The 14,183-nt window shown below is 59.4% G+C and carries 16 protein-coding genes; all 16 read left to right on the top strand.

Features of this window, described 5'->3' with window-relative positions; all coding sequences use genetic code 11:
• Positions 1-399: FAD-binding oxidoreductase (locus CIT31_RS02165; protein ID WP_206073313.1), on the top strand; the 399-nt coding region annotated here is incomplete at its 5' end.
• A 452-nt stretch (positions 400-851) separates the two neighbouring features.
• Positions 852-1,562 (top strand): dual OB domain-containing protein, encoded by a 711-nt coding sequence (locus CIT31_RS02170; protein ID WP_128362970.1) that lies wholly within the window; start codon positions 852-854, stop codon positions 1,560-1,562.
• Positions 1,563-1,647: 85 nt separating this feature from the next.
• The gene (locus tag CIT31_RS02175) at positions 1,648-2,313 is read left to right on the top strand and encodes a DUF488 domain-containing protein (RefSeq protein ID WP_206073314.1); all 666 of its coding nucleotides are present in this window, start codon (positions 1,648-1,650) and stop codon (positions 2,311-2,313) included.
• Positions 2,292-2,732, top strand: coding sequence for a DUF488 domain-containing protein (locus tag CIT31_RS02180; RefSeq protein ID WP_095517282.1), 441 nt, complete (start codon positions 2,292-2,294; stop codon positions 2,730-2,732). The genes CIT31_RS02175 and CIT31_RS02180 overlap by 22 nt, the downstream gene beginning before the upstream one ends.
• Before the next feature lie 1,023 nt (positions 2,733-3,755).
• Positions 3,756-3,983, top strand: a complete 228-nt coding sequence (locus CIT31_RS35835; protein WP_329609748.1) for a pantoate--beta-alanine ligase — start codon at positions 3,756-3,758, stop codon at positions 3,981-3,983.
• A complete protein-coding gene (locus tag CIT31_RS35840; protein ID WP_329609747.1) occupies positions 3,911-4,288 on the top strand; it encodes a pantoate--beta-alanine ligase in 378 nt (125 codons plus the stop codon). Before CIT31_RS35835 ends, CIT31_RS35840 begins: the two co-directional genes overlap by 73 nt.
• Positions 4,289-5,140: 852 nt before the next feature.
• Positions 5,141-6,139: a FecCD family ABC transporter permease gene (locus tag CIT31_RS02195; RefSeq protein ID WP_206073315.1), complete on the top strand. Its 999-nt coding sequence runs from the start codon at positions 5,141-5,143 to the stop codon at positions 6,137-6,139.
• A complete protein-coding gene (locus CIT31_RS02200; RefSeq protein ID WP_095517284.1) occupies positions 6,139-6,972 on the top strand; it encodes an ABC transporter ATP-binding protein in 834 nt (277 codons plus the stop codon). Before CIT31_RS02195 ends, CIT31_RS02200 begins: the two co-directional genes overlap by 1 nt.
• A 124-nt stretch (positions 6,973-7,096) precedes the next feature.
• Positions 7,097-8,017 (top strand): ABC transporter substrate-binding protein, encoded by a 921-nt coding sequence (locus CIT31_RS02205; RefSeq protein WP_165778325.1) that lies wholly within the window; start codon positions 7,097-7,099, stop codon positions 8,015-8,017.
• A 619-nt stretch (positions 8,018-8,636) separates the two neighbouring features.
• On the top strand, positions 8,637-9,314 hold the full coding sequence (locus tag CIT31_RS02215) for a cysteine hydrolase family protein (protein ID WP_165778326.1): 678 nt from the start codon (positions 8,637-8,639) through the stop codon (positions 9,312-9,314).
• Between the two features lie 96 nt (positions 9,315-9,410).
• On the top strand, positions 9,411-9,974 hold the full coding sequence (locus tag CIT31_RS02220) for an ABC transporter substrate-binding protein (protein WP_165778327.1): 564 nt from the start codon (positions 9,411-9,413) through the stop codon (positions 9,972-9,974).
• The gene (locus CIT31_RS33730) at positions 9,964-10,458 is read left to right on the top strand and encodes a type 2 periplasmic-binding domain-containing protein (RefSeq protein WP_128362971.1); all 495 of its coding nucleotides are present in this window, start codon (positions 9,964-9,966) and stop codon (positions 10,456-10,458) included. Before CIT31_RS02220 ends, CIT31_RS33730 begins: the two co-directional genes overlap by 11 nt.
• A 73-nt stretch (positions 10,459-10,531) precedes the next feature.
• A complete protein-coding gene (locus tag CIT31_RS34585; RefSeq protein ID WP_206073317.1) occupies positions 10,532-11,095 on the top strand; it encodes an ABC transporter ATP-binding protein in 564 nt (187 codons plus the stop codon).
• On the top strand, positions 11,059-12,465 hold the full coding sequence (locus CIT31_RS34590) for an ABC transporter permease subunit (protein WP_206073318.1): 1,407 nt from the start codon (positions 11,059-11,061) through the stop codon (positions 12,463-12,465). The genes CIT31_RS34585 and CIT31_RS34590 overlap by 37 nt, the downstream gene beginning before the upstream one ends.
• Before the next feature lie 12 nt (positions 12,466-12,477).
• A complete protein-coding gene (locus CIT31_RS02235; protein WP_095517289.1) occupies positions 12,478-13,248 on the top strand; it encodes an ABC transporter permease in 771 nt (256 codons plus the stop codon).
• Between the two features lie 271 nt (positions 13,249-13,519).
• Positions 13,520-13,768 (top strand): hypothetical protein, encoded by a 249-nt coding sequence (locus CIT31_RS02240; protein ID WP_128362972.1) that lies wholly within the window; start codon positions 13,520-13,522, stop codon positions 13,766-13,768.
• Positions 13,769-14,183: the final 415 nt, after the last annotated feature.

Genomic DNA, 14,183 nt, shown 5'->3' on the forward strand with positions numbered 1-14,183 from the left:
CGCCATGCCGTTCAAGGTGCCGACTGCGCCAGAGCAGGTGAAGATCGATCCCTACGGCCCGGAGAGCCCGGACTTCATCGTGGGCGACGACTTTGCCACATGTGGGTATCGGCGCTGGCTTTCTGCCAGAAGCGCTTCGAGGGCACCATGCCGAAATACAAGAAGGAGCCGTCCGGCGGCATCGGCAGCTTCACGGCGGATTCCTTTCCGGTGTTCGACCGGTTCTGCGAGAACGTGATCGCCGACAGCAATCACGGCTACAAGATGATCGGCGTCGGCAAGCTGGTGGCCGACGACATCTGCGGTAACGAGAGCGACCTGCTACGGCCGTTCCGCTTCTCGCGCTTCGCCGAAGGCAAGCTGCATCCGACCTCGCATTCGCCATTCCCCTGGAGCTGACATTTGCCCGCTCGAAACCAGAGTGTGACGATGAGGGCAAGACCCAATAAGTGTGCTCCGATCCCTGAAAACTGGATCGGTCGGAACTGGAGTTTTCCTCTGTAGGTTCCCCTGGCTCGGGAGGAGCGGAACACAATGAATGCATCTAAGTTTTCCGCCACGCAGAAGGCGTTCATTTTGAAGCAAGGGGCTGATGAGATATGTCGCCGGGCCGGTATCAGCCAAGCGACCTACTTAACTCTGGGTCTTGGTTTGTCCTGCCCCGATAATGTCTTTTTCTCTCCACGAGCGGCTCCAACCTTGTTGGCAGTTCTTCATATCCCCGCGGAGACCAGTGTATTTCGAACCGCTTGACGCACGTCAAAATCTCAAACGCTAAGTTGTTAAGATCAAATCAATCACCTTGAACTTGTGCGAGTTACAGCCAAAGGTAAGCGAGTTGGGGGGGTATCGTGGCAGAGTACAGCTTAATAATCACGGATGTAACGCGCTATGGAAGTCTTTACTGCGTGGCCGGATGGGACGTTGGTCGACAGCGGATGATACGACCCGAGCCGCCGGGGGCCAATGCTGCAGTCGAGGCTTCTCGATTTTGGGATGGCGATTTTGCTGGAGATGGACAGGTTTTCGCGTTTGGGAATAAGGTGCTTATTGCCGCCACAAAACCACCTGACCACTTTCCTTTCCCCCACGCGACCGAAGACCGGATTGTAGTCGCAGGTAGCAACATCGCGGTTCTCGAGCGTCTCAACACCACGCAGATTGTTCAATCCATTGCAGAAAGCGTTTCTGCGTCACCGTTGAAGGCGTTCGGAGGCCATTTGGTGCGTGCTCAAAGTGGAAAGGCACAAGTGCCCGCCGGAACGAATACCGCATCGCTCGGCGCCATTGAAATCGAGCCTGACGAAATTAGCTTTTACAGTGATGTAGCGGCAAACGGAAGGCGACGCCTCAGGGCCGTTGTCGAGTACGAGGGTCTCGACTACGATTTTTCTGTGCCAGCCGATGCAGCCTATAGGCGCTTCATTGACGGTGAGATAGCGGCATTGAAGGCTGATGCCCACGCCAGCGAATTGATCCATGTCCGTCTCGGGTTGTGCCGTCCCTTCGCTGCAATGCCGCACTCCTGCTACGCTCAGGTTAACGGTCTCTTGTTCCTATGAGGTGCAGGCGTTAGAAAGGCGCAGCGGGATCGGCGGTCAAAATGCTACGCCCATTGTCCGGAAACTCCGTTTGGAGAAGGCTCAGTTGGCGAAGAAAGAGATAGGAAGCTCGACGTTGCAAGTGTTCACAATTGGCCACTCAATGCTTTCCTATGAAAGCTTTTTCGCGCTTTTAAAGCTGCATGGCGTTAATGCCATAGCGGACGTCAGAACATCACCGTTCTCGCGGCATTTTCCGCACTTCAATAAAGAAAACTTGCAGCGCGAGCTTGGAGGGGACCGCGTCAAATACGTGTTTCTTGGACAGGAACTCGGCGGGCGTCCCAAAAGCAAGCAGTTTTTCTGCGAAGGTGTAGCAGATTACGAGAGAATGGCAAGAACGGAGGAGTTTGCCTGCGGCATTGATCGGGTAGTCGAAGGAGCCAAGTCTTATCGGATAGCGTTAATGTGCTCTGAGCAGAACCCGCTAGACTGTCACCGATGCCTACTCGTTGGTCGGGCATTGCACGAAAAAGGGGTGAAGGTTCAGCACATTCTCGGCAACGGCCACCTGTTGGATCAAGATCGAATAGAGGCACGATTACTCGACATGGCAGGAAAGGCAGATGTAGATTTATTTGAGGTGCCCTCAAAGCGACTGGCCGCAGCCTACCGTAATCGGGCACAAAAGGTCGCGTTCTCAGGTAGTCAATTCGCCCCTAAAAACGTAGATGTCAGGAGCCTGAGAAGTTGGTTGAGCTTGCAACGATAGGCTTTACAAAAACAACAGCTGCTAATTTCTTTGATAGACTTAAGAAAGCGAGCGTCAAAAAAATAATCGACGTCAGACTTCACAATACCTCTCAGCTTGCAGGCTTCGCGAAAGCGGATGACTTGGCGTATTTTCTGAAAGAAATTTGTGGCGTTCAGTACGTCCATCAACCAATCCTCGCGCCTACGGATGACCTTCTAAAGGCTTACAAACGCGACAAAGGTGACTGGGGGATTTACGAACGATCGTTCTTATGCTTGATGGAAGAAAGACGGATTGAGATCCGGTTGAAACCGGAGCTGTTTTCGAGCGGCTGCTTACTTTGCTCCGAGGATAAACCCCACCATTGCCACCGCAGATTGGTGTGTGAGTATTTAAACTCGAAGTGGGACGGTGCCCTAAAGGTCCGCCATCTTTGAAAGCTCTTGTGGGCAAGCTAACCAATTCTAGTCGCTGCAATCACTCAGCGTGTTGAACCTTTTTGCCACAGCTGAGAGCCGCAGGCGCTAACGTGGTCCAGTTTGGCGGCGGGCATACCGACGCGCACCCGAGGGCAGCGGCTGCGGCATCGGTGGCCGTCACGATCCGTCTGCTCCCGTCCCGGACGTCGACCACCAACGGCGCGTCAGCGCGCGCCGCCGCTGCGCCGGTCATCCGCCGCAGACGGTCGGTGGACCAGCTCGGCAGGTACAGCGAGACGACCCCTTTCATCACAGGCTTCCAATTCGAAATCAGCGCTTTCGCCAGCCCGGGCGCGGATCAACTCGACCAGCCAGCTGGCTCGGCTAATACCGGGAACCTGCATTGGCGTGGAGGGCAGCACCGACACCCGCCAGCGTGGCGGTGGCGGTGGGCTGCCCGAAATCGGTCGCGTCCGTCTGGCGCCGCCAAAGCCGTAGCGCGAGACCGATGGTTCCGGTCACCTCCGCGGTGAGCATGAGGCGACGCGAGGCCTTCATTGAGAGCTGGGCGACTTCCCCGACAACGGCCCTTAAGCCGCCATGCCGCAGGCGCTCCTCCATGCAGGCAAGACACTGGCCTGGTCGCCGGCCTCCAGGTAACCCGATCGGGCGGCAGGCCGCCTGCGCGACGGCGGGCGCAAAATATCCGGCTGGGTGATGCACCAGAGCACGCGGCCTTTCGTGCGCGCGGCGATGCCGGCGGTGAACAGGGCACTGGCGGCACCATCGATGATGCCGTTGCCGCCCCGGCGATCTCATGCAATGCAGTGCCGCGCGCCCACGCCCGGGCAGGCGTGAAACCACGGCGGCCACCCGAAGGGCAGCACCGATTGGGCGCGTCTCCGAGGGCCTTCGATCTTTTTCGACCTGCGCGCGCAAGGCGTCGATGGCCGGGGGCCGCATGGTATCTATTGACCTCCGCTTGTGAGCGTGCCGAGCGGGTTATCGTGACGCTCTTCGTCAACCCGACACAGTTCAACAATGCAGCCGGTCTCGCGGCCTGGCACGGAGCACGAGGACGGCGCCAAGCTCGCGCCGCTCGGCGCTCATCTGCTCAACTCCCTCTCAGACGGGCGCCGATCTTGCTTTCTTCGGGGAGAAGGATTTCCAGCAGTTGCACGAGGGGCGTCGGTGGCGTGGGATCTGGATATCCCCATCGAGATAGTCGCCTGCCCGACGGTCCGCGAGGAGGACGGCCTGGCAATGTAGTCGCGCAACGTGCACCTGTCGGTGGCGGAGCGGCAGGTCGCGCCGAGACTTGCCGCGCGGCCGCACGCGTCGCCGGAGGCGCGTCGGTCGACGCGACGCTCGTCGAGGCGCGGTCAGCAATTGTCCCGGTAGGCTACGCCCGGATCGAGTATCTCGAACTCCGGGCCAAGGAGGACCTCGCTACGATGCAGGCGCTTGACAGGCCCGGACGCTTGCTCGTGGCTGCCTGGCTTGGCGAGACGCGGCTGATCGACAATGTAGAGGTGCCGTCCCGGCCAGGAGCCATCACGCGCACGGCGGCTTGAGGCGGTGCATGCCCTTCGATTACTTCGAACCGAGTGGTACGCGGGACGAATTCCATCCCCGGCAGACAGTCTGAATCATCAATCGCTGATCTGGAATCGCCAACGACTTCAATCAGCTCCGGTGCCGCTCTTGCGAAAACCGCGAGATGAACCGGCACGTGGGGTTCATCATCGTCAAGTGGGGAATATGGCGGCAGATGTCAAAAGAATGGCCGCAAATGTCAATGCGATTCTAGTTTGCGCGATCTAATTATCACCCGATAATCTCGCGTGAATCGGCGTCGCGAGCGCCGCCATTTGGAGACCGCGAGCGGTTAGTCGACTTTCGAGAAAACATGGTGCGGTGCTATGGGAGGTTATCCCTCTACTGGCATTTGCTTGCCAATGGCGGCATGCGATTTGCAAGAGCAACGAGCCGCTCAGCTTGGCAATGCGATAAATCCCAGAAAGAGTTCGAGCATCCGCTCTGCCCGAACTGAGGCGGCCTGATCTACTGGAACGCTGCGGAACGACCTTGGATCGGGACGCCCGCGATTTGGGTCGAGGCGGGGCTTCGAGGGCTGTTTTGGAGGTATCCGACCTTCAGATTGTTCTGCTCTAGCGGAACCAGAATCCACGCAGCTAAATGTTTCTATGATGCCTCGGCTCACACCCGCGACTCCAACAGTCGACAAGGCATCACGTTGATCAACGGCGCTAGCTGCATATGGTCGTTCATGGATGACATTACCTGCCAATGTCCGAGGCTACTTTGAGCTGCTTTCTGGTCTCGCCATCGGGGGAAACGGCGCCGCAACGATGATCACTTCACATGAGGAAAGTCGAGGCCGGAAAAGGTCGCGGCGACAGCCGTTGTGGCCGCTCTACCTTGTTCTTTTCATGCTGCTGCTTTCGGCGGTGGTGTTGGCCTTCGTCACTGGGCGCTATCCCGTGCCGCCGCTGATAGCGCTACGGATCTTCCTATACCCCGTCACCGGCGGTGAGGCCGACTGGACTGCGACCGCGGAGACAGTCGTATGGGAAATCAGGCTGCCGCGCATTGCCGGCGCGCTGCTGGTCGGCGCCAGTCTGGCCGCGGCCGGGACGACCTATCAGTGCATTTTCCGCAATCCCCTGGTTTCGCCCGCGATCCTCGGCGCCTCACAGGGCGCGGCCTTCGGCGCCTCGCTGGCCCTGCTGTTGCGCCTGTCTTGGTCGGGCGTCATGGGCATGGCTATGGCATCCGGTATCCTCGCCACATCGGCCACTGCGCTGATCGGCCGTCATCTCGGCAGTGGCTCGATGATCACCTTGGTATTGGCGGGCCTGGTGGTCGCCGCCGTTTTCAACGCGCTGGTTGCGGTGGTGCAATACATAGCCGACCCGCTCGACGTGCTGCCGTCGATCACCTTCTGGCTGATGGGCAGTCTAAATCGCATCGGTAATGATGATCTCGGCATCATCGGCGTTCCTATCGCACTTATGCTCGCCCAGCTTTACGCCTTCCGCTGGCACATAAACGTGCTCGGCGCCGACAACGACGCGGCACGGGCGCTCGGGGTCAATGCGGCGCTGGTGAGCGGCGTTGCCATCGCCGGAGCCACCGTACTGACCGCGCTCGCTGTCAGCGTAAGCGGCATCGTTGGCTGGGTCGGGCTGGTCGTCCCCCACATCGCCCGCTTTCTGGTCGGTCCCAATTTCGACCGCCTCTTGCCGATCAGCGCCCTGACGGGCGGCCTGTTCCTGCTTGCCATGGACACACTGGCGCGCAGCGTGGCGACACAGGAGCTGCCGCTCGGCGTCGTAACCTCGCTTGTCGGTGCGCCATTCTTCGCCATCGTGCTCGGCCGTGCCCGGAGGCATTGGTTCTGATGGCCGCTTTAGTCGCCAGCGATGTCTCCTTCACTCACGCCGGCAACGTCGCTCCGACCCTGCGCGGGATTTCGATCCGGGCCGAAGCGGGCGGGGTGCTGTGCCTTCTCGGGCCGAACGGGTCGGGTAAGACGACGCTGCTGCGTTGTCTCGTCGGGCTCCAGGGCGGCGGCGCCGGCATCGAGATCGACGGCCGGCCGCTGTCGAGCTTCAGCGAAGGCGAACGGGCGCGCCGCATCGCTTATGTGCCGCAGCACGGCGCGGCCGTATTTCCCTACACGCTGGCCGACATCGCGGTACTCGGCCGCACGCCGCATCTCGGCTCCTTCACCGTGCCGTCGCCCGATGACTGGCGCATCGCCCTCGACAGCCTAGGCCGACTTGGCATCGGCCACCTGGCGAACCATCCGTTCAACCTGTCGAGCGGCGGCGAGCGCCAGCTTGCGCTGATCGCCCGCGCAATCGCGCAGGACGCGGCGACGATCGTGCTCGACGAACCGACGGCCAGCCTCGATTTCGCCAACCAGACGCGCATCCTCGACATCATCGCGGGCTTGGCGACGCAGGGGCGCACGCTGGTATTTTCCACGCACGATCCCGACCACGCCCTGGCGGCGGCGACGCAAGCGGTTCTGCTGAAGCACGGGCTCGTGCTTGCGCAGGGAGACGTAGCCCATGTGGTCAACGATCTCACGCTGAGCGCGCTGTACGATGTGCCGGTGCGGCTGGTGTCCCTCGGTGCAGGCGACGATGGCTTCGGTCCCATGACCGTATGTTTTCCTGTCCGCCGAAGCTCCCGATTGGGCAAGTCCCATAATCTGAGGGAAAATTGATATGACGTGTCGACCCATCCTGAAAATTTCAGCCTTTTTACTGCTCCTGTTAGGCATCGCCTCGCCGGCGGCGGGTGCGACCGCGGTCCGCACCATCACCGACATGGCAGGCCGCAGGGTCGTCGTGCCGGCCGAAGTCGAGCGGGTCGCCACCATGGGCTCCGTGCCGCCACTAAACAGCCTGCTGTTCGCCGTCGGCGCGTCGGATCGACTCGTCAGCGGTTTGCCGCCGCGGTTCGGAGAGAACCCGCGCTGGACCTTTCAAAAAGTCTTCGCGCCGCAACTGGCTGACGCGCCCTTGATCGAGACGCAGAGCCGGGAACCAGACCTGGAGGCGATCATCGCGCTCCAGCCGGATGTCATCCTGACGACCTATCCGGCCATGGCGGATGCGGTGGCGCGCGTCGGCGTGCCTGCGGTCGTCATTGAATGGCAGGAGCCCGATGACGTGAAGACGGCGATGGAACTCATCGGCGGTCTTCTCGGCAAGGAGAAGGAAGCAGCCGCCTATGTCGACTACTTCGACCGAACTCTGGCGCGGGTCTCGGCGATTTCGCAATCCCTTGCGGACACTGAGAAGCCGCGCGTGCTTTATTTCGAGCCGGAGACGATCAGCCAGCCGCATCTCATTGCGGAGTGGTGGATCCGGCAGGCCGGCGGCGTCAGCGTCTCCGACGACGGGCGCAGCCAAGAAGTGCTATCCTTCAACATCGAGCAGGTGCTGACCTGGAACCCCGGCATCGTCCTGGTCCCCCAGCTGAAAGATGTCGAAAAGGTCCTCGGCAACCCGCTGCTAAAGGACGTACGTGCGGTGGCGACCCGGCGCGTTTTTCCGCTTCCTGTAGTCGCGCATACATGGGGCAATCGCACGGCTGAGCAGCCGCTGACCGTGCTGTGGGCGGCAAGGACGATCAACCCGGAGGTTTTTGGTGAGATCGATCTAAAGGCCGAAGTGAAGCGTTTCTACGCCACTACCTTCGCCCACCCGCTCGACGATGAGATCGTCGCGGCCATTTTGGATCCCACGACCGAGCCACCCTACTGAGCGATCCGGCCGCGGACTTTCCGCAGCAAATCCAGCCTTATTGTGCCGCTTACCACGAGTGCAACAAAGTCGAGCACCTGGTTAACCGCCTCCAGCATCCATGTGAGCCAGCTTTTTCGGTGGCGCAAGCAGCTTTGCCGAAACCCCGCGCCGTGCGCCCAATTCATTCCCATGGAGATCGCGAGGCGCTGCCGGCACCGCCGACATCGGCGGAGTCGCCAAACCAAGCGTTCGATATGGCGGCAGATGCCAAAAATGTGGCAGGACGCGTCAACGCGGTCCTGATTACGCGGTCTAATCTCACCCGATGGAGCTCGCGTGAATTTGGCTTCGCGAGCGCCGCCACCGGTACGGATTGAAGCTCGGGCGTCCAAAAAAGCCCAGCTGAGAAGAGCCGTCACGATATGAAGATTGCAAGCAATCGTCCCTAGGTTCCTTGAGAGGCCGGCTGGGAAACTGGCCATGAATTGGGTCGTAGGAGCCCTGTCGACTTCGCTTGAACAAACATCACAAGAACAAATCGTTAGTAGCTTACAGATGCCCAACAATCGAGCTGTTACATGCAAGCAAAAGCCGATCTTGCAACTTAGTTTGCCGAATGTCTGACGAGGAGGCTGAAATGTCTGATTGGTTCCGGCTGGAGCGAAGCGCAGTACTAGCCGTTGATCTGCAAGGCGAGAACCTCCCCGAGGGTGCTTGCACGGTGGAGAATTATCCAGACGTTCTGAGCAAGTCCCAGAAGGTGCTGGCCGCTTGTCGACGAACTGGTTTTCCGATCATTTACACGCGCCATTGGCTCGACCCGAAGGGTATAGACACGCCACGATACGAGTCTCTGGATGACCGCGGGCGGCCGCTGCACAGCGTCGCCGGTTCAACGCGGGGGGAGATCTGTCCGGAGGTCACGCCGCAGGATGGGGACATCGTCATCGACAAGCAGCGCTTCACGGCCTTTTACGGCACGAAGCTCGATCTTGTTCTTAACCGCATGGATATCGAGCACCTGATCATCTTCGGGGTCTGGACGGAGGCCTGCCTGGAGACGACGGTATGGGATGCCCTGTGGCGCGATTTTCGGATCACGCTGGTGAAAGATGCGTGCGGGAGCGCGACCGAAACAATTCACAAGACCGCCATGCTTGACATGGCCAATTGGCTGAGGGGCGGGATGATCATCGGGGCGGAGGAACTGGTTAAGGCGCTGGATGGGAACGACTATCGCGCATGGCGCTTCGAAAAGCCGTTCTCGATGCCGTACCGGACTGAAACAATCGATTCGTTGTACGAGTCCCTGTGAGACAGAATGGCGGCCCGCGGCACCTCCGGGCGTCCACCGACGGGAGACCGAAAAAGGCAAATACGGTTCAGAACAGCGAAGGGGAGGCGTCCAGCAATGCGAGTAAAGAAGATAATACGGCGCGAGTTTCTGAAAACCAGCGCACTTCTAGGCCTCGGCGCCGCTAGTCTGCATCTTCCAGACCGCGCGATTGCGGCCGGCGAGATTCGGCTTCTCACGTGGGAGGGCTATGCCGAGGACGCCTGGATAAAGGATTTCGAGCAGTCCAATGGTGTTACGGTCACGAAAACATACGTGGGCTCGAACGATGAATACATGGCCAAGCTGGCCGCGGGTGGAGGCGACTATGATGTCGCCGTGATCGTGAGCTCGTTGGCGGAGAGGGCCATCGACGCCGGCTTCGTGGAAAATCTCGATCTGTCCTTGATTCCCAATTTTGAGCAGCTTTATCCACGGCTCAAGACCGTCGCTTTCATTTCGAAGGAAAAGCAGGTCTATGGAGTGCCGACGTTCCTTGGAATCACTCTCGTCACTGTGAACGCCGATGTAATTCCCGATGGGAGCGACTTCGGAATCCTTTTTGACAATCGGTACGCTTGCAAAATCGGTATGGGACGATGTTGCAACGTTGGGAGACGTGGCGAACTGGATGGGAATTGAAGACCTTTGGAACATGACGGACGAACAGCTCGAAGCGGTGAAGCAGAAGCTGATCGAGCAGAAGCCCCTCGTGCGCACCTATTGGTCCCAGGCGGGCGAGGCGATCGACCTGTTCATGATCAAGGAAATCGTCGCATCCAATTCTTGGAGCTACATCACCGCGACCCTGAAATCACAGGGACTGCCGGTGCGCGAATTTGCCGGCTCCCCGCCTATCGGGTGGATCGACTCGCACTTCATTGTGAAGGGGGACACCGAACCAGGAAGTCGCCCACAAGTTTATCAATCACATCATCTCCCCGGAATCGCAGGGCGAGATCCCCAATGTTACTGGCTACATGCCGACCAGCCCGGCGTCGAAGGGTCACATGAAGGCGGAGACCTGGGAAGCGTTGCGCTTGGAGCAGGTTGGCGAGATGATGGACCAGATGCAATTTTGGGAGAACATCCCGCGCCGGAACCGCTATCTGGAGGTACTGAATGAGGTGAAGGCTGCTTGATTATGCCAGTTGAACCCGCGAAAGAGGGATCGTGCTGCAATCAGGCGCTCGTCCGGCTTGACCGGGCTTGACCGGGTGTCGAAGGCCTTCGGAAATACAGTGGCCCTCAAGGATCTGTCGCTGGAGATCCTTGAGGGCGAGTTCCTGACGCTTCTTGGTCCGAGCGGGTGCGGTAAGACCACGACATTGCGCCTCATCAGCGGTTTCGAGGTGCCGGACCGTGGGTCCGTGTCGATTAAAGGGCGAGACGTTACCCACGTTCCGCCCTTTCGCCGTGACGTGAACACCGTCTTCCAGAACTACGCCTTGTTCCCCCATCTTACGGTGTTCGAAAACGTCGCTTATGCGCTAAGGGTGAAACGGATTTCCACAGCGGACGTCAAGGCTCGGGTCTTGGCAATGCTCGATCGTGTGGGACTCAGCGACAAGGCCAGCCGGTTGCCCCGCGAACTCAGCGGCGGCCAGATGCAGCGGGTGGCCCTGGGTCGAGCCCTGATCAACGAACCGTCAGTTCTCCTGCTTGACGAGCCCCTCAGCGCCCTGGGCGCCAAGCTGCTCGTGCGATGCAACTTGAGTTGCGGCGGATGCATGCCGAGTTGGGTCTCACCTTCGTCTGCGTGACCCACGACCAGGAAGAAGCGCTGGTGATGAGCGACCGCATTGCGGTGCTCGATTCTGGAGAAATCGCCGAAATCGGCACGCCGCGGGAGATCTTCGAGCGCCCGTCAAACCGCTTTGTCGCGGACTTCATCGGTGGATGCAATTTCATACCGATCTCGATCGACCAGAGTAGCGGCTTTAGATTACGAAACGGCAAGCCGCATGCTCTGGCGCGTGGAACTGAAGGGCTTCTGGCCATTCGTCCGCAGAACTTGAAGCTCGGCGTGCCAGAAGAGGACGCAGCGTTCGAAGCGGACGTCCACGTCTCGGACGTCGTCTGTCTAGGGACAGCAGTCAGACTGGCCCTGAGACTGGGAAGTGACGTTGAGCTGACCGCAGAGCTGGATCGCCAGGCAAGTGGAACTACCAACCTGGAGCCCTCGACCGCGCTTCGCGTTTGGGCGCGGCAAGGCGACGTGATCGTCTTCGACAGTTCTGGCTGGAGCGGGCATGGGCGCTGGCTGAAGCATCTATGCGCACGCACCGCGTTGATTGGAGTCGGTACTTGCGGCTCACGGTCTTTCTCGGGCCGGCGGCGCTTTACGCGATTCTATTTATCATGGTGCCTTACACCAATCCTCGCCTACAGCTTCTGGAAAGTCGAGAACTATGTCACTCTTCCTGACTTCGGCCTGCAGAACTTTGCCCGCATTGTCGAGAGCGCGGTATATCTATCGATGACCGGCAACTCCTTGCTGGTCGCAGGTATCGTCACGATCTGTGCGGTACTCCTTGGATACGCCCTCGCCTTTTATGTTGCCTTGTGCGCCGGCCCGCGGCGGCAGATCCTCTATTTCCTGATGGTGATCCCGCTTTGGACGAGTTTCCTTTTGCGTGCCTTTATTTGGCGCATCATACTGGGGCGTGAAGGCGTCATCAATTCTGGACTCGGCTGGCTGGGGATTGCCGGTGAGCCAATCTCGCTGTTGTTGTTCAATCGCTTCAGTGTATGTGTCGCGCTCACATACGTATTTATACCCTTTGTCGCCATCCCGGTTTACACCGCGCTCGAAAAAATTCCGCGAGAGACCCTCGAGGCAAGTATGGATTTGGGGGCCTCGCCCGCCTACACCTTGTGGCGCGTCATTCTGCCGCTCAGCGTACCTGGCATCATCGCGGGAACGATGTTCACCTTCTGCCTAAGTTTCGGGGATTTTGTCGCGCCGGCACTGCTTGGCGGGCCGAGCGGCATGATGATCTCGAGCATCATAATAAGCCAGTTTGGGGCGGCCTTCGACTGGCCGTTCGGCAGTGCGTTGGCGATTGTGATCATCGTGGTGATCGCCTCAGCCGTTGCCCTGGCGAGATGGATGGAGCGGCGATATGAATGAAGTGTTGCCCAGATGGTCGCGGGGCTGCGCACGTCAAGCACACTTCTTGGGATAGCAGTATTCGTCTTTCTCTATGCGCCTCTCGCGCTTCTGGTGGCCTATTCCTTTAGCGCCAGTCGCACGCTCACGTTTCCCATCCGGGGATTTACCTTTGAGTGGTATGCAGCGCTAGCAAACAATGAAGAACTCCTGCGCGCCGTCGCCAATAGCCTGAAGGTCGCTGCCGGGGTGGTATTCCTGACACTGCTGCTTGGCATTCCGGCCGCGTATGCTCTGAGCCGCTTCGCGTTTCGGGGCAGTGCCCTGGTTGACCACATGCTGACGCTGCCATTGATGATTCCCGGGATCATCACGGGCTTATCGATTCTGCTCCTACTCAAGAGCTTTGGTTTCGGCCTGTCCCTAGGGGCGGTCGCGCTAGGCCACAGTGTGGCTTGGCTGCCCATCGTAGTAGAGCAGGTGGCGGCGCGCCTGCGCAGGCTAGACCGAAGCATCGAGGAGGCTAGTCTTGATCTTGGCGCGGGATATGCGCAGACGTTCGTGCGCGCTGTGCTCCCCAACCTGAAAGGGGCGATCACCGGGAGCGCTCTGCTCGTGTTCACTTTGAGCTTTGACGAGGTGTCCATCACGTTTCTGTTGACGGCGACTGAAAACACCTTATCCATGCAGATTTGGGCCATGTTACGGCAAGGCGTGACGCCAGAGATCTGCGCGATCGCAACGATAACCGTGGCTTTCTCGGGCGCGCTCATAGGTTTGGGAGTGGGTTTGGCGCGGAGTTGAGTGCCGCCGTTTGAGACGCGAATCTCTGATCCGACGGCACGGGTAATCCTCCTGATAGAATAAATCGGCGGCAAGCCGGAGGTCGAGCGGCGGAGTTCCTGAAGCGCTTCAACTGCAAGAAGCGGTGGTTCCGCGCGGCGTTCTTGTGCCGCTTGTGTTCCGGCCGAACGCAAGGCCGACACCTACAGATCGTTGCAGGACGCAATCGCCAAAGCGGAGGAGGAGGGCGGCGACGCCAGCCTCGCTGATGAGAAAACCCGGGCACACGGCGGTGGCCCAGGAGCATGTTTTCGCAAATCCGGTCGTCAAGCTCGCCGACACACGTGTCGCGCCGCTCATCTGCTATGAACAACTTCTCATTTTGCGGTTCTGCATTCCATGCGGTTCGAACCGCGATGATCGTCGTCACGGGCAATGGCTGGGACCGTTAGTGACCGGCCTCGTCGCCATCCAGAAAAGCGAGTGCAATTGCATCGATTCGCTGTTTCGCGTTGCTTTGCTCAATGCCTTTAGCTGGTAGGGATCACCGGAAGCGATGCGGAGTGTTGAGACGCAGGAGCATCCGGCTGCATTCAAAGAGCCCGGGCGATAGACGAATTTCCGGAGACATTACGCACGCCGCATCAGGAGCAGGATCGCGGGCTGACGCGATCCACATCGGTGCTAACCAGCCCGAACAATCAGCACAAGCCTACCAGCATCGGATAAGCTGCGCTTCGAATAGCGACGATATGGCGGATACTATCGGTAATGTGGCGCCAAATGTCAAATGGTTGTCGCGGCTCCCAAACTATTGTTCAGCCTCGAAATTCAACAGGACATTGCTCTATGGGACTTCCGAGTCACGTCAAATACGTCATCGTCGGCGCCGGCATCCACGGCCTGTCGGCCGCCTGGCATCTGGGCGAGAACCTACGCAAGAGCGGCAAGGGCAG

The organism is Mesorhizobium wenxiniae, assembly GCF_002284535.1.
Lineage (GTDB): Bacteria > Pseudomonadota > Alphaproteobacteria > Rhizobiales > Rhizobiaceae > Mesorhizobium > Mesorhizobium wenxiniae.